Source organism: Spirosoma montaniterrae, assembly GCF_001988955.1.
Taxonomy (GTDB): domain Bacteria; phylum Bacteroidota; class Bacteroidia; order Cytophagales; family Spirosomataceae; genus Spirosoma; species Spirosoma montaniterrae.
In genome coordinates, this window is sequence record NZ_CP014263.1 from 2,972,186 (window position 1) to 2,996,925 (window position 24,740).

Consider the following 24,740-nt stretch of genomic DNA (forward strand, 5'->3'; position numbering starts at 1 on the left):
ATTTGCTTGTACAACCATACAACTATGCACGTTCTCTATGTCTACGATTGCAATTTTTGGCGCAACGGGCCGTACAGGTCTTCCATTGGTGCAGAAAGCCCTCGATGCGGGCCACTCGGTGCGGGCGTTGGTCCGCAACCCGCAAAAAATGACCATTAAACACCCGAAGCTTACGCTGATTCAGGGCAGTAGTCTTGATGCGGCTAAAGTCGCCGAAACCGTTCGCGGTGCTGATGGCGTCATTAGCACGTTAGGGCCGGATAAAAATAGTCCTGCCGACCTGCAAACGCGCTCTACGCAACTCATTATTAACGCCATGAACCAATATGACCTGCGTCGGCTCATCAGTCTGACAGGTGGGGGCGTTCGCGATGAAACGAATGACAAACCGAAATTCATGGACCACGCTATCGTGTTCATCATGAAGAACATAGCTGGAAAAGGCGCGCGAAACGCCCTGCTCGACGGCATCAATCATGCCGACCTCATCCGCCGAACCAACATCGACTGGACTATCGTGCGTGGCCCGGTGCTTACCGACGACCCGGCAAAAGGCCGCTATCAGGTGGGCTATGTCGGCACCGTTCCCGGTATTAAACTCACCCGCGCCGATCTCGCCGATTTCATGCTGAAAGCCTTCGAGAAAAAAACTCACGTCCGCGACATGCCGTTTGTAACGAATGGCTGATTACAGATGACGGTGGACAACGAGTAGCCAATAGTTAGGCATAAACAGTATGCCGCAATAGGGCGTTTATTACTGTAGCTTTCTGTCGAACAGCCCTCCTACTTAACTGTTGGTTGCTCGATGTTGGCTGTTCACTGAAAAATGCTTAACGTTACTTCACTGACTATCAACCCGTTTCAATCGTTCTGGTGGGCGGGTTTTGAATGTACTGACCAACTCAACTGCTTTGGCAACCGGGTTGATTTCCTGCCACTAACGGGCCATTCACAACTGCTTCGGGAAGATTACGAACGACTTAACCCATTCAGGATTCTTACCGTGCGTGAAGGAATCCGGTGGAGTCAGGTGGAGCGAACGGCGTATCAGTATGATTTTAGTACGGTTGAAACCATGCTAACCGAAGGCCATCGGCAAGGCATTCAGCAGGTTTGGGACTTGTGTCATTTTGGCTACCCCGACGACCTGACGCCCCTGCACCCGATGTTTGCCCGGCGGTTTACCCACCTCTGCCGGGCATTTGTACGTTTCTACCGCGACCGCTATCCGACGAACCACTGATTGTTACGCCTATCAATGAAGTCAGTTTTATAGCCTGGCTGGGGGGCGATGCCTGCGGAACCTCACCTTATTGCACCAAACAGGGCTGGGAAGTAAAGGTTGGGCTAATGCGAGCTTACATCGAGGGTGTAGCGGCCATGCGCGAAATCGACCCCGGCATCCGCATTTTAACGACCGAACCGCTGGTTCACATCGTGCCACCCCTGAACCCCACCCGGCAGCAGCGCATCGACGCGGCCAAAGCAGACGACAATCAGTTTCAGTCGGTCGATATGCTGGCAGGACGGCTCATGCCTGAGTTGGGTGGTTCGCCCGATTTCGTTGACATCGTGGGTCTTAACTACTATTACAATAACCAGTGGGAACAGGGTCCGCGCGATTTGCTGGGCTGGGCCGACACCATACCCGACCCACGCTGGGTGCCGCTTCGGAACCTGTTAACGAAAGCTTATCAGCGTTACAAACGCCCCATCGCGCTAACCGAAACCAGCCACCCCGGCATCGACCGGCCCCACTGGATTGAGATGATTGGGCATGAATGTGCGGCAGTGTTGGCTGCTGGCATACCACTCTGGGGAGCCTGCATCTACCCCATTATCGACCGGCCCGACTGGGATCACCCGGAGCATTGGCACCGTTCAGGTTTGTGGGATGCCGACCTGACAACCAACCCACCGGGCCGGGTGCTGGTGCCAGCCTATGCCGAAGCGTTGTGGCGAGCGCAGGAAGTGGTTGCTTCCCAACGGCAACAAGTTCATTCGTAACAATTTGCATTACAGTTGATTAAGCCATTATTCACCCTCGTACCTCTCCCCTTTATGAAGCACCTTCTCACCTTCTCATTCTTTGTTCTATTCTCCTTCAATAGTCTGAGCCAACCCCTCAAGCCCGGTTTCGACAAAGTCGAATACATTGAGTTGCTGAAAGTATCGGCTCAATTTGGCGATTCGACCTACATCAACAACTTTCCTAAACCCGAACGGTATCGGATGGCCTACCGTTCGCCCGAAGTTGGTCTGGAAAATCGCTGGGATTTATGGAGCGACGGAGGAAATACCGCCGTTATCAGCGTGCGCGGCACTACGGCCAGTAGTGTAAGCTGGTTAGCCAATTTCTATGCAGCTATGATTCCGGCCAAAGGCGAACTAAAACTGTCGGATAAAGAAACCTTTACGTACCAACTGGCGTCTAATCCACGAGCAGCCGTACACGTTGGCTGGTTAGTGGCAACGGCTTTTCTGGCGAAAGACATACTGGCTAAGATAGATTCGTGTTACCGGAGCGGCACGAAAAATGCTTTGATTATCGGCCATAGTCAGGGCGGGGGTATTTCGTTTTTGCTGACGGCTTATCTGTACAACCTGCAAAAACAGGGCAAACTACCTGCCGATCTGCGGCTTAAAACGTACTGTAGTGCGGGGCCAAAGCCGGGCAATCTGTATTTCGCCTATGAATACGAAGCCATGACACAGGGCGGCTGGGCTTTCAACGTGGTGAACTCCGCCGACTGGGTGCCCGAAGTGCCGTTAACCGTGCAGACGCTCAACGATTTTAACGAAACGAATCCATTTAAGGGCGCACCGGCTATGATTAAGCAACAAAAGTTTGGGCAGCGGCTGGTACTGAAGTACGTTTATAACAAGCTTAGCAAACCTTCGCTGAAAGCCCAGCGCAATTACCAGAAGTTTCTGGGACAATTTGCCTCGAAAAACGTGAGCAAAAACCTAACAGGTTTTACTGCCCCTACCAACTATTACCAAAGCAGCGATTATGTCAGAACAGGCTCGCACATCGTACTACTCGCCGATGAAGCGTATTATAAACTGTATCCAGATGATGAGAAAAAGATTTTCGTTCATCACTTCCATCCGCCGTATTTGTATCTGACAGAAAAATTGCCATAGTATCAACCAACAACCATTCATTCGCGACCATGAATCAATTCCTCAACCCCATTCTACTCGTAGGCGTGGCTTTGTTAGCCGCCTGTCAGGGCCAGAAGAAGACCGACGAAACTACTTCGACCACTGTGGCTACTGGCGAAACAACAGCCGCCGTCACTACGGCCCCCGCGCCCCAATGTTATGCTTATTACTCGGCGAAGGACACGGTCAGTGCCCAGCTTACGATGATGGACACTACGGTTGCCGGTACGCTGCTATATCGGCTGTCGGGTAAAGACGCCAATACCGGCACCCTGAGCGGGCGGATGATGGGCGACACGCTGATGGCGGATTACACTTTTATGTCGGAAGGGCAGGAATCCGTTCGGCAGGTGGCCTTTCTGGTGAAAAACAATGAACTCAGCGAGGGGTATGGCAACGTGAGTGAGCAAAACGGCAAAATGGTATTCAGCGATAAATCCGGGTTAAAATTTCCCGGCACGATGGTGCTGAAGAAAGTGGATTGCTCGAAGTAAAATTCGTGAATGGATACGCGGGGCTGTCGCGCTGCTTATCCTCATTTTTCAAATTCCCTCCTCAATTATGAAACGAATCATACTCTTAGCCTCACAAAACGTTAATGAATACATTATCCTCACGGTTGTCGGTTAGTTGCGTTTCCGAATCGCTTTATACACTTCAATCCAGCCCACACTAATCAGCGCGGCCAGACTACACCAGCCCAGAGCCAATGCCGACACGGGCGCGAATCCAAACAGCGTCCGCACGCCCGGCACGAGCAGCGTAATTAGCAGTAGGGCGAGCGTCAGGCCCAACAGCAGGGTCATGATTGGGTTGGGCATCCGTAGTGTCTGAAACACTGACTGCGTGAACGACCGGTTTACCAGCGCGAGCAGGATATTGCCGACCACCAACGTGGTAAAAGTTAGCGTCCGAACAACGGTTACGGGTTCGCCCTGCTGCATTCTGGCGTAATACACACCCAGCACCGCTGCTGCCATAACCAGCCCCTGCACAACGCTCCGGCCCAGTTCGGCCCCTGCCAGAAACGCATCGGGCTGCGGTCGGTCAGTAGCCTGGCGGGGCGGCTTTCGCATTTGTCCGGGTTCGGCGGGTTCGTTCTCGAAGGCAATAGAGCAGGTTGGCCCCATCACCAACTCCAGAAAAATGACGTGGATCGGGCTGAACAGGTTGGCCCACTGCCAGTTGGCCAACAATGGCACTGCCACCGTCAGGATAATCGGGATATGGATGGAAACGATGTAAGCAATCGCTTTTTTGAGGTTTTGATAAATCCGTCGCCCCTCGGCGATGGCCGCGACCATGCTGCTAAGATCGTCGTTGACCAGCACCAGCGATGCAGCTTGTTTAGCCACTTCGGTGCCACGCTTGCCCATTGCCACGCCGATGTGCGCGGCTTTTAGGGCCGGGCCGTCGTTGACCCCGTCGCCGGTCATGGCTACGACCTCGCCGTTGGCTTTGAGCGCGTTCACGATCCGCAGTTTGGCCTCGGGGAACATCCGCGCAAATATCACTGTTTGCCCCGCCTGCTGCCGAAGCGTCGGCTCGTCCATGCTCATTACTTGTTGACCCGTCAGCAACGTATCAGCATTGGGCAAGCCCACTTGCCGGGCAATAGCCTGCGCTGTTTCGGGGAAATCGCCGGTAATCATCTTAACCCGGATGCCCGCGTCGGCAAAGGCCTGCATTACGGCTTTGGCATTGGGTTTGGGCGGATTTTCAAGGGCAATCAGGCCCAAAAACGACCAGATAAACCCATCCTGTTCTGCCGGAAACGTGGGCGACACGTATGTGCCGCTCGCTACGCCCAGCACCCGAAATCCGGCTACTGAGAGTTCTTTCGTCACGGCGCGAATCCGTTCAGCTACAGCCGGCTGGAGATGGCAAACGGCCAGAATATGCTCTACGGCACCTTTCCCGGCCACCACGACCTCTCCCGCTGGCGACTGCCGAACGTGAGTCATCATGGGGGGCATACCAGCCAGCGGATACTCATGAATCAGTGGGTATGTATCAGCGGGCATGGTGCCAAACGCGGCAACGATTGCTTTTTCCATCGGGTCGAAGGGGTCGGTTTCGCTGGCCCAGCGGGCATAGGCCAGCACCGATTTGGCCGTGTCCGGCAACACGTCGGACAACGGTATTAGCGTGTCGGTGGCTCCGTCGTAGAGCTGACTGACGCTCATGCCCTCCTGGGTAATAGTGCCGGTTTTATCGGTGCAGATCACGGTGGCCGAGCCGAGACTTTCGACCGTCTGCGGTTGTTTGGTTAGTACCCCGGCTCGGCTCAGGCGGGCGGCTCCCAGAGCCATGAAACTGCTGAACGCTACCGGAATTTCTTCGGGCAGAATCGACATGGCCAGTGTCAGGCCAAAAAGCAGGGCCGTAACCCAATTGCCGGAACGGGCATAGTTGACCCCACAAACCAGCACGAAGGCAACAAAGCCAATCCACGCCATTCGGCCCACAAATTGCCCTATTTGGCGTTGCAGAGGTGTTTTTTCGGTCGGAATGGTGGCCAGGCTCTGCCCAATTCGGCCCAGTTGGGTCTGCCCACCAACCGCCGATACGCTGAACCAGGCATTGCCCGACATGGCGTTCGTTCCCGCCAGAAGCAGGTCGCCCGGCTTCTTCGCAACGGCCATCGACTCGCCCGTCAGAGTAGCCTCATCTACAGAATAATCGCTGGCTTCTTCAATGACCCCATCGGCAGGTATGCGCTCGCCCTCGCTGACCAGCACGGCATCACCAACCACCAACTCGTCGATAGCAATAGACACCTGCTGCCCGTTGCGCCGAACCTGTACGCGGGGTTGCGTTAGTTCACGGAGGGCGGTCAGGGCACGATCACTACGAATCGACTGATAGATCGAAATGGCCGCGACCATCAATAACGCGGTGGCCAGCGTGATGGCTTCGGCAAACTGCCCCAAGCCGACATACACCGTACAGGAAGCCAGCAACAGCAAAAACATGGGTTCCGTCGCCACGTCCTTCAGTGTTGCCAGCAAGCCCGAACGGGCTTTGGCAGGAAGCGTGTTGGCTCCGTGTTTAGCCCGCGAGGCAGCAACGGCTTCATCGGTCAGGCCCGGCATTAGCGAAGACTCTGGTAGCATAGCCGTAAAGTACAAACTGCACTGTTTCAGGCGAACTGATTATAAACAGATCTGGGGCTGATTCTACTCAACGAGCATCAAATTGATTAGTGCTGGTACGCATCAGCTCCGATGAACTGGATCAGTTGTTGCGCGACTGACCGAACTCCAGCCAGGCAACTTCCAGCCTGCGCCAGATACCGATCTCCCCCGCTATTGGCTTGTACACCACGTACAGATTGTGTACGCCAGCGGTAGGGTTTAACGAAGCTATGGGCATTTGCTGGTTAGGTGGCCCCGGCTGAACAGGCAACACGCCCACCAGTTGACCGGTTGGCGAGTCGAGCCGTAGTTCGAGTTGCCCTCTCAGGCCGGGGGAGGTAAGCCGGGCCGTGACAGATTGAATACCGCTTAGGTCTACTCCATTGAAGGCCAGCCATGCCCCCGGCTCGTTGTAGGCCATCACGGCTTCGGTAGCACTCAGATTGCGACTGGCAACGCCTTGGCTGGCACTGGCCTCCTGTGCTGCCACACGGGGCGAGCGCAGCAACACCACGTCGCGTCCGGTCAAACCGCCCTTGTCGGTATATTCCGCCGTCAGCAGATACCGCCCCGACCCCTTCGCTACCGTCAGCGCACCCTGCGGAGCCACCGGGCTGGGGGCGTCTCTGAGCGATAAAATATAGCGCACCATCTCGCCTGCGTCGGCTTCGCTCAGTTGCGGGTGTGCCGACATAACGTGTTCACGGCCCCATACGCCCCCTCCGCCGTTGATGACTTTTCGGCCAAGCTGACTCACCACCGACGCATTTGTCGTGGCATCGTATCGGCGCGAGATGGCCTGCCAACTGGGACCGACCGATTGTTTTTCCGGCGCGTGGCAGGCCCCGCAATCGCTCTGGGCCATCAGCATCTGTCCCCGGCTGCGTACTGTTCCTATGGCATCCAGACCCGCAAAGTCGTAGCCGGTTGGCAGGTATTGCTGCGTTACCCGCACCGACCGGGACGAAATTGGTTTGCCTAATTGCCCGTCTTCGCGGTCGGTTACGTGCACCCGGTAGGGCAGCGGCCCCTCACCAAAATAAAACGACCGGTTGGGGGTCAGTCGAATGCTAACGCGGGGTGGCTCGTTGCCTACGCGCACCGTGAGTCGATTGGTAGCCGCACTACCCGACGGGTCCGTCACGGTTAGCCGAACGGTGTAGGTGCCCGGTTTGGTGAAGGTAAATGCCGGATTTTTACCCGTTGCCTGTAACGACTGGCCCGTAAACTGCCAGCGGTAGGTTAGCGAATCAGCCCCGTCATAGTCGAACGAGTCGCTGGCCGAGAACTGGACCCGCAGCGGGGCGGCACCTACCGTACGGCTGGCCGTTAGTTTGGCAATGGGGGTGCGGTTGCCTTCGGTGTACTCGATGCGGACCAGCCGGGCATCCGTGTTTTTAGCCCGCCAGTAGGCTCCGTATTCCAGCAAATACAAGGCACCCTCCGGCCCAAAGGTCATGTCGATGGGCTTGCTGAAGGTTTCGTTCGGCAGAAACGGTTCCAGCCGGGTCAGTTTCCCCACCGAATCGACACGGGCCGTGAAAATCCAGTTGCGCATCCAGTCGGCAATGAACCATGCTCCCTCGTAGTAGGCCGGGAATTGCCGGGCCGATGGGTTGCCCGGTGGGTAATATACTGGCCCGCCAATGGCATTTCGCCCGCCCGTTCCTAAGGCCGGAAACTCGGGCGACGCATCATACGGATACCAGATCAGGGCGGGCTGAACGGGCGGCAGGTTGCGCAGCCCCGTGTTGTTGGCCGACTCGTTGACGGGTGCCAGCGGGTCGTAGGCCGTTCCCGATTGTTTACTGGCAAAATCGAAGCGGTGGTAGGGTTTGCTGTTGCCCACGAAGTAGGGCCAGCCGAAATTACCGGCTCGTGCGGCCCGGTTAAACTCATCGTGCCCACGCGGGCCGCGCCCCAGGCTGTCGCGCCCGGCATCGGGACCTACTTCGCCCCAGTAGAGTACGCCGGTGCGCGGGTCGATGTCGATGCGGTACGGATTACGGCAACCCATTACGTAGATTTCGGGTTTCGTGCCCGGCGTACCGGGTGGAAAAAGATTACCTTCAGGAATCGCGTAGGTACCGTTCGCCACGGGGCGGATGCGCAGAATCTTACCCCGGAGGTCGGCGGGGTTGCCCGCCGAACGGCCCGCGTCGAAGTTTTGTCGGCCCGGTCGGTCGTCGGTGGGCGCGTAACCGTCCGACTCGAACGGATTGGTGTTATCGCCCGTGCTCAGGTAGAGGTTGCCGCGCCGGTCGAAGGCCAGCGAACCGCCCGAATGGCTCACGCCCTCGGCCACGACCGGAATACGCAGCAAATCGCGCCGGGTCTGTTGCAGCAAACTATCGGGACCTATCACGAAGCGGGCCAGTACGTTATAGGCTGTATCGGCTACTACTTTAGGGTCGCCAAAGTAAAGATAGACGTAGCGGTTCTGGCTGAAGTTGGGGTCTAACGCCAGGCCCATCAGACCGTCTTCGCCCTTGAAGCGCACGGGCAGTTTGGCCAGTCGCTGCCGTTTGCCCACTGCCGGGTCGAAGCGGTTGACCCAGCCGGGCCGTTCGACGTAGTAAACAATGCCATCGGGAGCTACGGCTACTTCCATAGGTTCGTTGAGGTCATCGTCGAGCACAACCTTTGTAAACCGACTATCGGCGGGTTTGGTCGTCTGAGCGTAACTCCGCAGCGGAAAAAGCAGGCTGGTCAGAAGCCAGACCCGCCAGCCGGTACAAGCAATTTTATCAAGCATAATTCATTAATCAGCGTTCGCCAGGGGGCGTTCGCAGAGTTCACGTTGTAAGGCCGTTACATCGACGTTTTGTACAGGCGTTTTGTTTTCAAGAGAACAACCCCCGATTCTGGCCCGTTTAGTTCAAATTCGGATTCAAATCCTTCTCTGACTGCGGAATTGGCAAGAACCGTTGATTATTGGTGACGGTAATACCCACTTTGGCCAGTTCAGAAACCAGCCGGTTCGTGCGCACGAGGTCGAACCAGCGGTCGCCTTCGAGGAACAATTCTCTGGCTCGTTCGGCGTAAAGCGAATCACGGAAAGCGGCCTGATTCAGCCCTGCTGTCAGGTTCGGCATCCGCGCCCGGTTCCGAACGCGGTTAATGGCTGCGTAAGCATCGGCGGTGGGGCCACCCGCTTCGTTGAGGGCTTCGGCCTGAATCAGCAGCACATCGGCCAGGCGCAAAATGGGCCAGTTGTTGGCCGAGTTGGCAAAGGGGGCGTTCTGGCCGGTCAGTTTATACTTCAGGGTGTAATAGTTGAGCGTGTCGGGCGCAGCCGTTCCGGCAGATCCCCGGAACGGCGTGTAAGGAATGGTTCGCCCCTGATTGTTGACGATTGTGGGCGGAAAAATGGCGGTTCGGCGGTCATCCTGCGGGCTGAAGAGCCGGAAGCCCAGCGGAGGAACCGTATATCGACCAAGACCTTCCCGTCCGGCAATACCCTGTAGGATGACCCCACGCGGGGGTGTCCAGCGCATAATGAACGACGGCACCGCAGCATCCTGATTGAATTGAATATCGAAAATAGTCTCGCCATTGGGAGCCGAATTGGCGGCATATTTATTGGCAAACAAAAACGCATCGTTGTAATTGGGCCACAACGCATACCGGCCCGAGTCCATCACTTTCTTGGCATATTCGGCAGCTTTGGCCCAGTTTCGGCGCGTCAGATAGACCTCAGCCAGCAGAGCGTTGGCGGCTCCCAGCGTAACCCGACCGTTGTCGGCACCCCCATAAATAAGCGGCAGGCCGGGGTTCTGCTGGGTTTCGCCGGCTGCATACTGCAAATCAGCGATAATGGCTGCGTAGATGTCATCTTCAGTACTTTTTGGCGGCTGAATGTTGTTCAGTCCGGCAGTGGGTGTCAGAATCAATGGCACCGACCCCCACAGCCGAACCAGATTGAAATACGTGAAAGCCCGCAGGAAACGAGCCTCGGCCTGTGTTCGGTTCTTAATCAGGGCTGACGCACCGGTTGCCGAAGGGACACTGGCAATAAGGGCGTTGGCGTTATTGACGGCGGTGTAGAACGTACTCCAGGCATTCAACAGGTTGCCGTCCAGGTCATTGAACGTAAATAAATCCCAAGGTTGCCAGGCAGCGGCATTGTCGCCCTGTGGCCCAAACTGCACCAGATCTGAGCGCAACTCATTGAAGGCGGGTATCCGCTCCTGATAATTCGAGGACAGTTGCCCGTAGACGGAGTTGACGGCTTCAATTAAATCCCGGTCTGTGTTATAAAACTGATTGCCAACAATCAGTGCGGTTGGTTTTTCTTCCAGAAATTCCCTACAGGCCGTTGTTGACACGAGCAGGAAAAGAAGTAGATACGTAGTGGCTTTCATGATGTTGTATTGCATATGAAGTGAATGACTGAATCAGAAGGTGAGCGATATACCGCCCGTAATGACGCGGGGGTTCGGATAGGGGCCGTTGTCGATACCGCCGATGGTGCCTGCCCCGGCATTGGTAGCTCCGGCAGCGGTATTGCTCGAACCGCTGATGCTCGTACCCACAATGTCGGGGTTGTAGCCGGTATAGTTGGTCCAGGTGAACAGGTTGTCGGCACTGACAAAAATCCGTGCCTGATTTAATTTGACCACCCGGCTAACCGTCTGCGGAATCGTGTATGACAGGGTGATGTTTCTCAGCCGCATGTAATCTCCGCGTTCTACGAAGAAGTCATTTACGTTGCTGCCGAAATTATTCCGGCTCCCTGCCTGAATGGCCCTGGGTATGTTGGTGTCGGTATTGGTGGGTGTCCAGCGGTCGGCGGCTTCGGCCAGATTGTTAAACCGACCGTCGAGCGTGAGCAGGTTGGCGCGGGTTAGGTTGTAGATGACATTGCCACTAACGCCCTGAAAAAAGACGGCCAGATTAAAGCCTTTATACGAAAACGTATTATTGACTCCGTAGAGCAGGGTTGGGTCGCGAACGCCCAGCACGGTACGGTCGTCGGGCGTAATGCGACCGTCGGCGTTGAGGTCTGCAAACCGCCGTTCGCCGGGCAGGGCACCGGGCTGAATCGACGTGTTGTCGTTCGTCTGGAAGAGACCATTGGTGCGGAAGCCAAAAAATGACCCCACAGCCACGCCTTCCTGAAGAATGATATTACCGGCAAAAGCACGCGCAACGGGTAGTTGTTCGATGCGGTTGCGGTTGCCCGAAATATTAAAGGAGGTGTTCCAGCGGAAAGCACCATCGAGGTTGTTGCTCGACACTTCGACCTCCCAGCCCCGGTTGCTGACCGACCCTAAGTTTTGCGTAACGGTGCCAAACCCGCTCGTGCGCGGAATGCTTCGGTCGAAAAGCAACGCATCGGTGCGTTTGTCGTAATAGTTGGCCGAAACCGTAAACCGTTCTTTCAGCAGGCCCACGTCGAGGCCAATGTTGAACTGAGAGGTTTTCTCCCAACTGAGGTCAGGGTTGGCAATCTGACCCGGCTGACGCCCCACAAAGGCGGCATTGTTGAAAACCGTTGTAACCGACGAAAGAATGGGCAGCGACCGGAACAGACCAATTTCCTGACTGCCCGTTTGCCCGTAGCCTACCCGCAACTTAAGGCTGCTGGCAACGTTGGTCAGTGGAGCAAAAAAATCTTCTTTCGAGACCACCCAGGCTGCCGATGCCGCCGGGAAGTAGCCAAACTTATTACCCGCCCCAAACCGCGAAGAGCCATCGGCCCGGAACGAAGCAGTTAGCAGATATTTGTCCCGAAAGCTGTAATTGACCCGGCCCAGAAACGAGAGCATTTGCCATGAGTTATTGTTGGCAAACCGATTGAGCGACACTAAATAATCGCCATCATACGAAAACGGACCGGTGTTATCGTTCAGCCCCTCGCCAGCCACCTGCAACCGGTCGAACACGTTTTTCTGCGCGGTTTGCCCAACCACAGCCGACAGCACGTGCCGGCCAAACGTGCGGTTGTAGCTGAGTGTGTTTTCGATAAGGGTGTTCAGGTTTGAGTTGACACTCCGGTCAGAAGAGCCGCCAGCCGCCCGGATGCCGCCGTTGGTGGGTTCGTAGTAGATGCCTTTGGCCGTGAGGTTGTCGACGCCGAGATTCAGGCGGTAGGTTAGCCCTTTGATGAACTCGATTTCCGTAAAGAAATTACCGAGTATGCGGTCGTCCGAACGCTGGTTCGTCACTAAGTCGGCAAAATACATGGGGCTGGGCAGGATAGACGTGATTCCAGCCGCGTTTAGCCCGAGGTTCACGCCCGCGTTGAAGTTATCAATCGGATTGGCATTGTTCTGATAGATACCGTTGAGCGTCACGGGCTGGTTTGGCACCATACGTAAGGCATTGGTAATCAAACTGGACCCGCCATCACTGAAGCCCAACTCCGTATCGAACCGGGATACGTTCAGGTTAATGCCCGCCCGCACCCGACTGCTGATATTGTGGTCTAAGTTGAGTCGCACGGCATAGCGTTTAGCGGCAGTGCCTTTTACAATACCCTGCTGATCGAAGTAGTTGCCCGACAGGGCGTAGCGGGTTTTCTCGGTTCCTCCACGCAGCGACAGTTGGTAGTTTTGCACGGCGGCTGAGCGGAAAAGCGCGTTCTGCCAGTCGGTGTTGTATTCGTTATTCAGGGCTGTTACGGGTGCCTGTGGATTGGGTACGCCATTGGCACCAAACGTATTGGCACGGGCTTCGGTGTTGAGGTTGTAAAACTGCTGGGCGTTGAGCACCGACAACCGGCGTTCGGTACTCTGGACTCCATACGACGCGTCGAAATTCACGACCGACGTACCGGCTTTGCCGCGTTTGGTTGTAATCAGCACCACGCCATTGGCTCCCCGCGAGCCGTAGATAGCCGTTGCCGAAGCGTCTTTAAGAATTTCCATCGACTCAATGTCGTTGGGATTAATACTCGACAACGTATTGACCTGAGAGCCAGCATTACTACCCGAACCACGTACTGTAAACGACGCATTGGTATTGTTGTCGATATTCAGCGGAACGCCATCGACCACATACAGCGGCTCGGCTCCGCCATTGATGGAGTTGGTTCCCCGCACCCGTATCTGAAGCCCACCTCCCGGTGCGGCAGATGTCTGTGTTACCAACACACCGGCGGCCCGGCCCTGCAACATCTGATCGAGCGAGGTGGTAACGGCCCGGTTGACGTCGGCGACTTTAATTTGCGAAACGGCCCCGGTCAAATCACTTTTCCTGACCGTACCGTAGCCCACTACAACCACTTCGTTTAGCCCCCGCTCGTCGGCCTGAAGCGTAACGTTGACCCGACTGCGCCGGTTGATAGAGACCTCCTGCGTTTGGTAGCCGATGTACGAGAAAATCAGGATACCGTCGCCGGGGTCGGGAACACTCAGGCGGTAATTCCCGTTGGCGTCGGTGGCGGTTCCGGTTCCCGTACCTTTCAGCAGGATGTTAACGCCCGGAATGCCATTTTGGGCATCGTCGCTGGTTACGCGCCCGCTCACCACAAATTTGGGGGCTTCGACTACCGTTTTTTCCGCTGGTTCGGGTAAAGAAACTGCCGTTTGTGGATCGGCAAGGTCTGATACGGGCTTAACCGGCAGCGTTGGCTGAAGCACAAAAGTGGTGGGGCCAAGCTGTTTACACTGCCAGTTGAGCGGAGTCAGCAGCCGGGTCAGTGTAGCTTCAATACGACCCTCGAACGTATCGATTGAGGGCACCTCCACGGTTATTTTACGGGCTAAATTCGCCTGATAATTAAAGCGCACGTTATAGCGATTTTCAAGCGCGTCGAGCAATTTGGGCAGCGTGTAGGTCAGCGGTTTCTGACCAGTCTGCTGCTGAGCCGACCCGGCGTAGGCCCGAGCCAGTACCTGTGCCTGGGTGGGTAGTGCCAGCAGGAGCATCCCGATGACGAACACCCAGCCGAGCCGGATGGATAGCGAAGACAACATAGAGTAGATGGGTTTATGGATTGTGAAGTGGTTTGCGGAGAATTAACTGATTGGCTTCCTGTACCACGTCGGCCCCAAACGTTTCGGCCAGAATGCGTGTCAGCAGCGTAGTGTCGGTAGTAGGCAGCTCGCCCGTATACGTAGTTTCTTTCCAACCCTGCCCATCGAACACAAGGGTCAGCCCGTATACCTCTTCAACGCGCTGACTGAGTTCCGACAGGGTTGCCGCCCGGAAGAGCAGCCGTCCGTTGCGCCACGCCGTCAGGCTGGGGTCGGCAGTAGGCATAACCTGAATGGCGGGTCGATTGGCTGGTTGCTGAGCAGTCTGACCGGGTCGCAGTTCGAGCGTCCGGCTGGGTTCACGAGCCGACGAAAGACGTATCTTACCTTCGTCGAGCGAAACGGTTGTTTTACTACGGAGCGTGTTGACGTTGAAGCGCGTACCCAGCACCTCAATGGTTAGTTCACGGGCATGAACCACAAAATTGCGCCCCTTCGCGGGAGTTGGCCCCGGCTGTTTTGTTACTTCAAAATAGCCCTCGCCCGACAGCCAGACTTCGCGCTGTTGCCCAAACGACCAGCGGCCCGGCACCCGCAGACTGCTGTTGGCCGCCAGCGTAACCACAGTCTGATCGGCCAGCAGAATACGTCGCTGTTGCCCAAAGCCCGTTTGATACGTGTCACTGGCCCACCCATATTGATACCCCTGCCAGCCCAGCAGTCCCAGCAGCAGGCAGGCTGCTACGCGAAGCCAGGTTCGGCGATACAGCGGAATGATGCGTACCGGGGGCGCGTCGATCTGGGTTAGTACTGCCTGAAATCGTTCGTGAAGCTGATGGGGCGTCAGCGTTTGCCAGTCGGCTACCCGTAGTTGCCGGATTAGCAGCCGGGCGGTGTCGATGGTATCAGCTTTCTGAGGGAAAGCCAGCCGGAACGCCTGCCAGTAGGCTTCCTGCTCGGGCGTGCCCTGAAGCACCCAGTTCTGGACATCCTCGTCCATAACAAAGTCGAGCGGCTCGAAGGACAGGTAATGGTCAAACGGTTTTTCGGACATAGTGTATAGCCTATATCCAACAATGACAGACAGGGCACTCTTTGTAATAAGTGAATTGTGAAATTTTTTCTTAGAATAAGAGAAATGTATTAAGCGGTTTACTGGCTCGTCCACGCTACCTGCATCAGGGCCAGTAGTAGCCGCCAGTTGGCTGGAAATTGTTCGCGTATAGCTTTCAATGCCAGATAGACCTGATTGCGGGCGGCCTGGTAACTCAGGTTCATGACGGCGGCAATCTGAGGATAGTCGAGGTTATTAAAAAAGCGTAGGTAGAGTATTTCCCGTTGCCGGGGTGTCAGGGCATTAAGTGCCCGTTGCAGTGCCTGAGTCTGCTGCTGTTCATCTAACGAATCGATCCATTGCTGTTCAAAGGAAAACTCAGCGGTAAATGACAGCGTATCGTGTTCAATGTCGGTAAACAACGGTTCTCTCCGGTGTCGACTCAGTTGATTGCGCAGCGCACGCAGCAAATAAAACCGGATGGAGGTAGTGGGGCTGGTGGTGGCGCGGTATTGCCAGAGTTCTACGAACAGATCCTGGATGGTATCTTCGACCAGTTCGGGCGGCAGGCCAAACCGACGCCCGTAGTTGAGCAATCCCTCATAATGGTCGAAGTAGATTTTGGCAAACGCCGAGCGGTCGCCTTGCCGGAATGCATTCCAGGTATCGGCTTCAGTCATACAGGCATTCGTAAATATGACAAGCTGTTGAATCGAACGCTAAAGAAACAAAAAACCCCTGAATAACAGTGTATTCAGGGGTTTTTGTACAACATCCGTTGTATATGTTAGTGACCGATACGGGAATCGAACCCGTGTTACCGCCGTGAAAGGGCGATGTCCTAACCGCTAGACGAATCGGCCGTCTTGTAAAAAGACCCAACGTTTTGGCTTATGTGCCGCTGCGTTGGCGAATCGTGGTGCAAAAGTAGGGCAATAAACCGATAATGCAATAGGCTATCGTAAAATTTTTCTCAAAAAACGGTTCCTGTGCGTTTTCGTCCTATTTTTGAACACGTTAGCCTGTTCATTTTTTTTAACCCCTATACATGAAACAATTCGTACTGCTGGCGGGCCTTGCGGTCGCGTCGCTGTCGGCTGCTGCACAAACAGCCTCCCCCACCTCAACGAGCCTGACATCGCCCGCCCAATTTCTTGGCTATTCGGTTGGCGACCGGTTTACTCCCCATCATCGTGTGCTGGCCTATGCCGAACTGGTTGCCCGGCAGGCACCTAACCGCGTTAAGCTGATTCCTTACGGCCAAACCCACGAAGGCCGACAACTGATGGTAGTAGCCGTGGCATCGGAAGCTAACATGGCCCGGCTGGAAGAAATCCGAACCAACAACCTCAAGCGTATCGGTATGATGGATGGTGCGCCCTCTGCCGCTACCCCAGCCATTGCCTGGCTGACCTACAACGTTCATGGCAACGAAGCAGTTAGCACCGAAACGTTTCTCGATGTATTATATCAGTTGCTCGACACCAAAAATGGCAGCGGCCAATCGGCTGTTTCGCAAAAAATTCTAAACAACACGGTCGTGATTCTCGACCCCGATGCCAATCCCGACGGGCACGACCGCTACGTGAACTGGTATAATCAGATGATGGGCCGGATGGCCGACCCTACGCCCGCAGCCCGCGAACACAACGAACCCTGGCCGGGCGGTCGCTACACCCACTATCTCTTCGACCCTAACCGCGACTGGGCCTGGCAAACGCAGGAAATCACGCAGCAACGCATGGCCCTCTACCAGCAATGGATGCCGCACCTGCACGGCGATTTCCACGAAATGGGCGTTGAAAGTCCCTATTATTTTGCGCCTTCGGCTAAGCCGTACCACGAAGACATTACGAAGTTTCAGCGTGATTTCCAGCAGACTATCGGCCAATATTGCAGTCGGTATTTCGACCGTAACGGCTGGCTCTACTACACCCGCGAACGCTTTGACCTGTTTTACCCCAGCTACGGCGACACCTACCCAACCTACAACGGAGCCATCGGCATGACCTACGAGCAGGGCGGCAGTGGCCGGGCCGGGCTGGCCGTCGAAAAAGCCGACGGCGACACCCTTACGCTCCGCCAACGCATCGATCACCACGTAGCAGCCAGTATAGCCACGCTCGAATCGGTGGCCGACCGTGCGCCCGATGTTGTAAAGGAGTTCGGCGCGTTTTTCGACAAAGCCCGCAACACGCCCGTTGGTGCTTACAAAAGCTATGTCATTAAATCGAATGGCGACGCCGGACGGTTGAAAGCCTTGCAACAACTGCTTGACCGGAACAAGATCAGCTACGGCTACGCGGGCAAGGCGCAGACGGTAACGGGCGGCTTCAACTACCTCACGCAGCAAACCGACAAGAGTGTTTCGGTAGCTGCCGAAGACTTGGTTATCAGCGCGTATCAGCCAAAATCAACACTGTTGAAAATTCTGTTCGAGCCGAAATCGACACTCGAAGATTCAGCAACGTATGACATCACGGCCTGGTCGCTGCCCTACGCGTTTGGGTTGCAGACATATGGCTTCACAACGCGCCTGAATCCGGCGAACAGCCAACCGCCAGTTGTAAGCACCAGCCAGTCGGTAACAGCAACCGGGCGGCCTTACGCGTACTTGGTGCGCTGGCAGTCGATGCCGGCAGTACAGACGCTGGCGGGGTTGCTGAAACAGAAAGTGAAAGTACGGGCGTCGGAGAAGACGTTTGAACTGGATGGCAAAACCTATCCGTCGGGTACGCTGATTATTCCCCGCGCTGGTAACGAACGCTTTGGCGACCGCTTCGACGCGCTCGTTCGGGCCGAGGCTACCCGCACTGGTGCTGAACTGACGCCGGTTTCGACAGGGTTCGTCACAAAAGGCTCTGACTTTGGTTCTGACTTCGTAACCAGCCTGAAAGCTCCGCGCGTGGGCGTTGTGATCGGCGACGGTGGCCTGCCTCCGGCGGCTGGCGAAGTCTGGCATTATTTCGATCAGGAACTCAACTACCCCATCTCGCTTTTTGATGGCAACGCACTCGGCAACGTGGAATGGAATAAATTGGACGTGTTGATTTTGCCGACAAATTACGCCTATAGCCGCATCCTGAACGACCGGGTGCTGACAGCCCTGAAAAGCTGGATTCAGGCGGGCGGCAAACTGATTGCGATGGAACGGGCGGCTGCCTTTCTGGCCGGTAAAGACGGATTCGACCTGAAAGAGAAGGAAGATAAAAACAAAGACAAAGATAAGAAACCAACCCCCGTCGATTCGCTCAAACTCTACGGCGACCGTGAACGCACGGCCATTTCCGATGAAACGCCGGGCAGCATCTACCGCGTCAATATCGACACCACACACCCGCTTGGCTTTGGCCTGACGGGGGGTTATTACACGCTGGTTCAGAATGCTTACAACTTCGATTTTCTGAAAGATGGCTGGAACGTAGGCTATCTGAAAGGCAACAATTATGTGGCTGGTTTTTCGGGCAAAAATGCCAAAGAGAAGCTTAAAAATACCCTGCTGATGGGCGTTCAGAGCTACGGGCGGGGCAGCGTGGTGTATTTAGCCGACAACCCGCTGTTTCGGGGATTCTGGTACAGCGGCAAACTGCTGTTCGGCAACGCCGTGTTTATGGTGAATTAACGACCCAGAAATACAGGTTTCTAAAACATGAGTCATCCCGAATTTTAGGGACACTCTGAAAAAAGAACCTCCTTTCTTAGCTTTGAGCATCACCACAACGCCAAAGCCAGAAAGGAGGTCTTTTTTATGGCAACGCCATGCACACAAAATAACAATACGACGCGCGTAAAGTCAACCGCGAATGACTTTCTACAAGCCCGAATACAGCACTATCTCCAACCCATTCAAGACCAGCTACTCCAGCAAATCGACAAGCGACTCGTAGCTACCTTTGCGACCTTGTTTAGCAGCATTCTGCTCTTTCGTAACACGAAGATGGGACTGCTACTGAGTGAGTTAGGAGGCTATATCGCTGGGCATGCCCACGCCCCGGCAGGTACCAAACGCCTAAGCAACCTCTTACGATGCGCCTATTGGGACGCTGCTGTTATCGAGGAGTTTTTCTGGGCCAAGACCCAACGACGCATTGCCCAACTGGCGACTATGGGCAAACGGCCTTTGCTGGTGTGGGATGATAGTCGCATCGAGAAGCCAGAAAGTTGGTTTGTCGAAGGACTTTGTTCAGTCGAAAGTAGCAAGGGGAAACGACTCACCAAGATCAAGAAAGGCTTCTACAAGCCCCCTTCAGCCCGCATCTGCGTGCCGGGCTTTCACTGGACGGGTGTATTACTGGCCGCGCTGGGCGAAACACCCAGTGTGTGCCAGATGAGTTGGTGGACGACGCGGGGCAAGCATAAAGAGGTGGGTACCAACATCATGTTCCGTCTGCTTAGGCAGTTACAGGCCCATCTGCCAGCTTCCGTGCTGCATGTGCTGGATCGGGGCTATGCCAGTAGCTGGACGATTGAGTGGATGAGCCACTTCAAACAGGACTTTCTGGTGCGCTGGAAAAAGAATCACCTACTGACTCACGGCGAAAAAGGCACCAAACAGACCCATCTGCTGGCCCGTAGTTGTGCGCCCCAGAGCCGTAAGCTCCTGCGCGACAAGGAACGTAAGATTACCAAACAGGTCAGTGTGGGTTGGCTGGCCGTTCGTCATGCGGAGCATGAGCTATTGCCTTTATGGTTGCTGGTGGTCCGGGATCGCAGGCATCAGCAACCGCCCATGTACCTGCTCACATCCGTACCCGTCCGGGATGTGCATCAGGCTTGGCTACTGGTACACAGTTACATGCACCGTTGGCAGATTGAACAGGCTTTTCGAGCGGGCAAGGCCGAGTTCGGCCTGGAGTCGCCCCGGCTGTGGTTCTGGGAGAACCGGCTAAAGCTGTTGGGCATAGTCAGTTTAGTGTATGACTTTCTGTTATCGCTGTTACGCCACTGGCCGGATTGGATACCCCTATTTTTGAAACGGTGGGTACCCCGAACAGGCAATCGGCACCGATGCTCGTCGGTGCCGATTTACAGACTGCGGTTAGCCATCTCAAACGCTTTAATGGTGGCCTTCGCCCTCACTCAAAATTCGGGATGACTCATGTTTTTACGTTTCGGCGGGGTAAATCAGAGAAGGCATTGTCTTCTTCTGCTAAGAATTTAACAAACTCAATTTGGTGAAACCTTTCCTGTTTCTGCTCAACGCCCTCTTTCTGTCGGTGCCACTGCTGGCTCAGAAGAAAAATGAAGCTTATCAACTGCATATCAGCCGGGCTACATCGCCCATCGTACTGGATGGGTCTGTCGATGAATTGGCCTGGCAGACGGCTGAGGTAGCCGGTAATTTTTCGATGGTACTGCCAATGGATACCAGCCGGGCCAATGTGCGTACCGACGTTCGTATGGCCTACGACGATAACAACCTGTATCTGAGCGCAGTCTGTTACCACGGCAACGTGCCGGGGCCGTACATTGTTGAATCGCTCCGGCGCGACTGGAATTTCGGGCGCAACGACAACTTCATCTTTTTCATGGACACCTTCGACGACCAGACCAACGGTTTCACGTTCGGCACCAATGCCGCCGGGGCGCAGTGGGATGGTCTGCTCTACGAAGGGAGTAGAGCCAACCTGAGTTGGGATAACAAATGGACATCGGTGGTGCGCAACTACGCCGACCGATATGTACTCGAACTGGCAATTCCATTCAAAACCATTCGGTACAAACAGGGCATAACGCGCTGGGGTATCAATTTCAGTAGGCAGGATTTGAAAACTACCGAAAAATCGGCCTGGGCACCCGTACCGCGTCAGTTTCCAACGGCCTCTCTGGCCTACACGGGCGTGCTGGTATGGGACGCCCCACCGCCATCGCCCGGCCCGAATATCTCGCTGATTCCATACCTGCTGACGGGCCTGACGCGCGATTATCAGAACAGCGTTCCTACCAAAGGCCGGTTTGATGCGGGTTTAGACGCTAAAATTGCCGTTACGTCGTCGCTCAATTTAGACCTGACCGTTAATCCTGATTTTTCGCAGGTCGACGTTGATCAGCAGGTGACGAACCTCGACCGTTTTGAGCTGTTTTTCCCCGAACGGCGGCAGTTTTTTCTGGAAAATGGCGATCAGTTTACCAACTTCGGTTATACTAACATTCGCCCATTTTTCAGCCGCCGGATTGGGCTGGGCGGGGTTCCGATCCGGTTTGGGGCGCGGCTAAGCGGCAAACTCAACAAAGACTGGCGGTTAGGTGTGATGGACATGCAAACGGGCCGCGTAGATGAACAGGGTTTGCCTGCTCAGAACTTCGCGGTGCTGGCACTGCAACGGCGCGTATTTGCCCGCTCGAACGTGGGCGTATTGTTCGTGAACAAACAATCGCTGAATTACAGGCCTGAGGCCAACAAACCAACCTATTCGCAATACAACCGAAATCTCGGCTTCGAGTATAATCTGGCTTCATCGAATAACTTATGGTCGGGTAAAGCCCTGTATTTGAAGTCGTTTCAGCCGTTTATATCCGGCGAAGACGCTGTAGTGGCCGGTAATCTGCAATACAATAGCCGCCGGTGGGTGCTGGGTGGGCAACTCGAACGGGTCGGAAAAAACTACACCGCCGAAGCAGGTTATGTACCACGCCGGGGCTACACGAAGGCACTGGCAACGGCGGGTTATACGTTCTTCCCGACGGGCGGTTCGGTACTGAGCCACGGCCCACTGGTTCAGAGTGTCCGGTTTTTCGACCCTGCCGGGCGGCAAAGTGATGCCGAGACGTTTCTGGCGTATCTGGTCACGTTTCGCAGCCGGGCCACGTTTCAGAGTTGGATAGCTACCGACTACATTCGGCTGCTGGCCCCGTTCGACCCGACAAACACGGGCCGGGATAGACTCGAAACCGGTACAGAACACCGCTGGCGAGCCTGGGGGACCGAATTTCTGTCGAAACCGCAAAGCTTATTCACCTACGGTTTTTCGTCGCGCTACGGCGGTTACTATGCCGATGGCACCCGGCTGTTTCTGACCGGTACGCTTGGCTACCGATTTCAGCCCTACGTCAGTTTAGCCGCCAACATCAGCTACACCGACATTCGGCTGGGGCAGCCCTGGGGGCGTACCCGGTTCTGGCTGGTTGGCCCCCGCTTCGACCTGACCATGACCAACACGCTGTATCTGACCACGTTTGTGCAGTACAACGAGCAGCAAAAGAACATGAACGTGAATGCCCGCGTACAGTGGCGTTACAAACCTGCTTCCGACTTTTTTCTGGTTTTCACCGACAACTACCTGCCGAACTCAGCCCAGATTGGGCAGGACGTACCAGGGTTATTTTCGGTCAGAAACCGGGCGTTGGTCTTAAAGTGGACGTATTGGTGGAACGTTTGATAATCAGAACGTTGAACAAACGGTTTCGCGTGTAGTTAAATGACCATTCGCCGGGTGCGGTTGCCCACGGCACTACACGTTTTTTGCTCAACAATTATGAAAGCTCTATTGCGTTTTTTACCGACGGCCATTGTCGCCCTATTTCTGACACTGTTTCTGACCAGTTGCGAACTCATCGGCGATATTTTCGCAGCCGGTGCTTACACGGGGATCATCGGCGTTATTATCGTTATCGCGGTTGTTATCTGGCTGGTTTCAAAATTATTCGGCGGAGGACGTCGGGGCATATAATACGACATTGAATCAGGTATGGCGTGTTGCTGACGCACGTGGAGACGCAAAGGGTTGCGTCTCTACAATTGGCCATCCAGTGTAGAGACGCAACCCTTTGCGTCTCCCTCGCGTCAGCAACACGCCAATGCAACGTCAAATCGGTGTAAAGTCATCCAGAGGCATAGATACAAATAAATCAGGCTACTAACTCCAGCAGGCCATCGCGTTGGAGAACGGTTTTCTGTTTTTCGCTCAACTCGTCGGAAGCTTTCATGAGTGGGAGCCGCACTTCGCCCGAAATCAGGCCCATCAGTTCCATTATATTCTTGACACCCACAGGATTACCTTCTTCATAGAGCAGCGGGTCGATACGCAGAAAGTGACCGAGTTGTCTCTGAGCAAAGGCAAAGTCGCCTTGCAAAGCCGCGTCGATCAAAGCTGAGAACTTAGCCGGGAAGGCGTTGGCAATTACCGACATCACGCCCACGCCCCCGATGCTGATGATGGGCACAGCCTGCACGTCGTCGCCCGAAATCAGCAGAAAATCATCGGGTTTGTCGCGAGCGATTTCCATGCATTGCTCGATTACGCAGGAGGCTTCTTTCACCCCGATGATATTGGGGTGTTGAGCCAGCTCGCAGATTGTTTCGGCGGTCATGTTGATACCTGTCCGAAATGGAATGTTGTAAAGAATGACCGGCACCGGGCTTGCATCGGCCACTCGCGTAAAATGCTCAATAACACCGCGCTTACCGGGTTTATTGTAGTACGGGCAAACCGACAGAATAGCATCGACGCCGTTAAAATCGATGGCTTTCATACCCGAAACCACGTCTGCCGTAACGTTACCCCCAACCCCATATACGATGGGCAGGTTTTTCGGATTATTTTCTTTCAGGTATTGCAGCAGTTCCGCTTTCTCGGCCTTCGTCACGGTCGGCGATTCGCCCGTGGTGCCTTGCAGGACAATATACCGAACGCCCCCTTCGGAGACGTGCCGGATCACGCGGCCAAAGCCGTCGAAATCAATGGAGTGGTCGGCGTTGAACGGGGTTACGATGGCAACGCCCACACCGTGAAACTGAGAATACATGATGCCGCAAAAGTGATGTTATGACAAAGTTACGGGAAATGCCCCGTAAAGTGCGTTACGCCGTTACAGGTTCCTGCGAGAAATCGCGGGGCGTAAATCCTTTAGGCCGCAATAGGTCAAATACCTCATCGTGAATGGGGGCCGTGTAAAGCCCCGCCCGCGTGGCCTGTTGACGGACTTCTTCTGCCCCATCAACAAACGCGAGTATGCCATAAATCTTTTTGTGTCGATGCTCAGGAAAAAAGCGAACAAAGCGGTCGAGCATCTGGAGAATCTGTTCGATATCCCGTTCTTTCAGATGGCTTTTCACCTCGACCAACACCGCCGTATTCACGTCACCGTTTGCCAGGCCCAGCACGTCAATTTCCATTGTGTCGCCCCCGCGCTGCGTTTTGTAGCGCATGGCTACGTCGGTCATGCCAAACTTTCGGCGCAATACCCGCTCCATCGACGGAAACGCCATGCCCTCTGTGAATGAGCCGAATTTATTACCAATGTCGCCCACTATTTTAGCTACGCGATTTATTTCTTTATCCGTTTCACGCTTCGCTTGCTGGCGTTCACGGTGCTCTTGTTCACGTTGCTGTTCACGGTCGGCAATCATTTCGCGTTGTTTCTCGGTAATCTCGCGTTGTTTTTCGGTGATCTCCCGGAGGATGGCTCGAATTTCGTCTAAGCTGGTGTTAGCTTCCATAGTTGGGTGGGCGTATG

Annotated in this window: 15 protein-coding genes, 1 tRNA gene and 1 pseudogene; 8 read left to right on the forward strand and 9 right to left on the reverse strand. The window is 55.0% G+C overall.

What is annotated here, in order from left to right:
* Window positions 1–37: 37 nt before the first annotated feature.
* From AWR27_RS12875 to AWR27_RS12890, 4 genes and pseudogenes are all read left to right on the forward strand, one after another.
* On the forward strand, window positions 38–688 hold the full coding sequence (locus tag AWR27_RS12875; RefSeq protein WP_077131543.1) for an NAD(P)-dependent oxidoreductase: 651 nt from the start codon (window positions 38–40) through the stop codon (window positions 686–688).
* Window positions 689–829: 141 nt separating this feature from the next.
* Window positions 830–2,010, forward strand: a pseudogene (locus AWR27_RS12880) (amine oxidase).
* Between the two features lie 54 nt (window positions 2,011–2,064).
* Window positions 2,065–3,150, forward strand: coding sequence for a lipase family protein (locus AWR27_RS12885; protein WP_077131544.1), 1,086 nt, complete (start codon window positions 2,065–2,067; stop codon window positions 3,148–3,150).
* A 29-nt stretch (window positions 3,151–3,179) separates the two neighbouring features.
* The gene (locus AWR27_RS12890; RefSeq protein ID WP_077131545.1) at window positions 3,180–3,665 is read left to right on the forward strand and encodes a hypothetical protein; all 486 of its coding nucleotides are present in this window, start codon (window positions 3,180–3,182) and stop codon (window positions 3,663–3,665) included.
* 132 nt (window positions 3,666–3,797) lie between these two features.
* On the opposite strand, the gene AWR27_RS12895 is transcribed toward AWR27_RS12890, so the two are convergent.
* The 7 genes from AWR27_RS12895 to AWR27_RS12925 all read right to left on the reverse strand — a co-directional run bounded on the left by AWR27_RS12895 (window position 3,798) and on the right by AWR27_RS12925 (window position 16,147).
* Window positions 3,798–6,287 carry a cation-translocating P-type ATPase gene (locus tag AWR27_RS12895; RefSeq protein WP_077131546.1) on the reverse strand — a complete coding sequence of 830 codons (2,490 nt, stop codon included), beginning with the start codon at window positions 6,285–6,287 and terminating at the stop codon, window positions 3,798–3,800.
* A 121-nt stretch (window positions 6,288–6,408) separates the two neighbouring features.
* On the reverse strand, window positions 6,409–9,063 hold the full coding sequence (locus tag AWR27_RS12900; protein ID WP_077131547.1) for a PQQ-dependent sugar dehydrogenase: 2,655 nt from the start codon (window positions 9,061–9,063) through the stop codon (window positions 6,409–6,411).
* A gap of 118 nt (window positions 9,064–9,181) precedes the next feature.
* Window positions 9,182–10,672, reverse strand: coding sequence for a RagB/SusD family nutrient uptake outer membrane protein (locus AWR27_RS12905; protein ID WP_077131548.1), 1,491 nt, complete (start codon window positions 10,670–10,672; stop codon window positions 9,182–9,184).
* Between the two features lie 33 nt (window positions 10,673–10,705).
* Window positions 10,706–14,230, reverse strand: a complete 3,525-nt coding sequence (locus AWR27_RS12910) for a SusC/RagA family TonB-linked outer membrane protein (RefSeq protein WP_077131549.1) — start codon at window positions 14,228–14,230, stop codon at window positions 10,706–10,708.
* Between the two features lie 13 nt (window positions 14,231–14,243).
* Window positions 14,244–15,284 (reverse strand): FecR family protein, encoded by a 1,041-nt coding sequence (locus tag AWR27_RS12915; protein ID WP_077131550.1) that lies wholly within the window; start codon window positions 15,282–15,284, stop codon window positions 14,244–14,246.
* 98 nt (window positions 15,285–15,382) lie between these two features.
* On the reverse strand, window positions 15,383–15,964 hold the full coding sequence (locus tag AWR27_RS12920) for an RNA polymerase sigma factor (RefSeq protein ID WP_077131551.1): 582 nt from the start codon (window positions 15,962–15,964) through the stop codon (window positions 15,383–15,385).
* A 111-nt stretch (window positions 15,965–16,075) separates the two neighbouring features.
* Window positions 16,076–16,147, reverse strand: a tRNA-Glu gene (locus AWR27_RS12925).
* A gap of 185 nt (window positions 16,148–16,332) precedes the next feature.
* On the opposite strand from AWR27_RS12925, the gene AWR27_RS12930 reads away from it, so the two are divergent.
* From AWR27_RS12930 to AWR27_RS12945, 4 genes are all read left to right on the forward strand, one after another.
* Window positions 16,333–18,906 carry a M14 metallopeptidase family protein gene (locus AWR27_RS12930; RefSeq protein WP_077131552.1) on the forward strand — a complete coding sequence of 858 codons (2,574 nt, stop codon included), beginning with the start codon at window positions 16,333–16,335 and terminating at the stop codon, window positions 18,904–18,906.
* Between the two features lie 126 nt (window positions 18,907–19,032).
* Complete coding sequence (locus AWR27_RS12935) at window positions 19,033–20,379, forward strand: transposase (protein WP_077130382.1); 1,347 nt, start codon at window positions 19,033–19,035, stop codon at window positions 20,377–20,379.
* Window positions 20,380–20,458: 79 nt separating this feature from the next.
* Window positions 20,459–22,663: a carbohydrate binding family 9 domain-containing protein gene (locus AWR27_RS12940; protein WP_198044993.1), complete on the forward strand. Its 2,205-nt coding sequence runs from the start codon at window positions 20,459–20,461 to the stop codon at window positions 22,661–22,663.
* Between the two features lie 96 nt (window positions 22,664–22,759).
* Window positions 22,760–22,954: a hypothetical protein gene (locus tag AWR27_RS12945; RefSeq protein WP_077133974.1), complete on the forward strand. Its 195-nt coding sequence runs from the start codon at window positions 22,760–22,762 to the stop codon at window positions 22,952–22,954.
* A gap of 178 nt (window positions 22,955–23,132) precedes the next feature.
* Here AWR27_RS12945 and dapA read toward each other — a convergent pair whose 3' ends face one another.
* Together dapA and AWR27_RS12955 are read right to left on the reverse strand one after the other, a co-directional pair.
* Entirely contained in the window at window positions 23,133–24,029 is an 897-nt protein-coding gene (gene dapA / locus AWR27_RS12950) for a 4-hydroxy-tetrahydrodipicolinate synthase (RefSeq protein WP_077131554.1), read from the reverse strand.
* Window positions 24,030–24,084: 55 nt separating this feature from the next.
* Window positions 24,085–24,723, reverse strand: a complete 639-nt coding sequence (locus AWR27_RS12955) for a DUF2203 family protein (RefSeq protein WP_077131555.1) — start codon at window positions 24,721–24,723, stop codon at window positions 24,085–24,087.
* Window positions 24,724–24,740 lie beyond the last annotated feature (17 nt).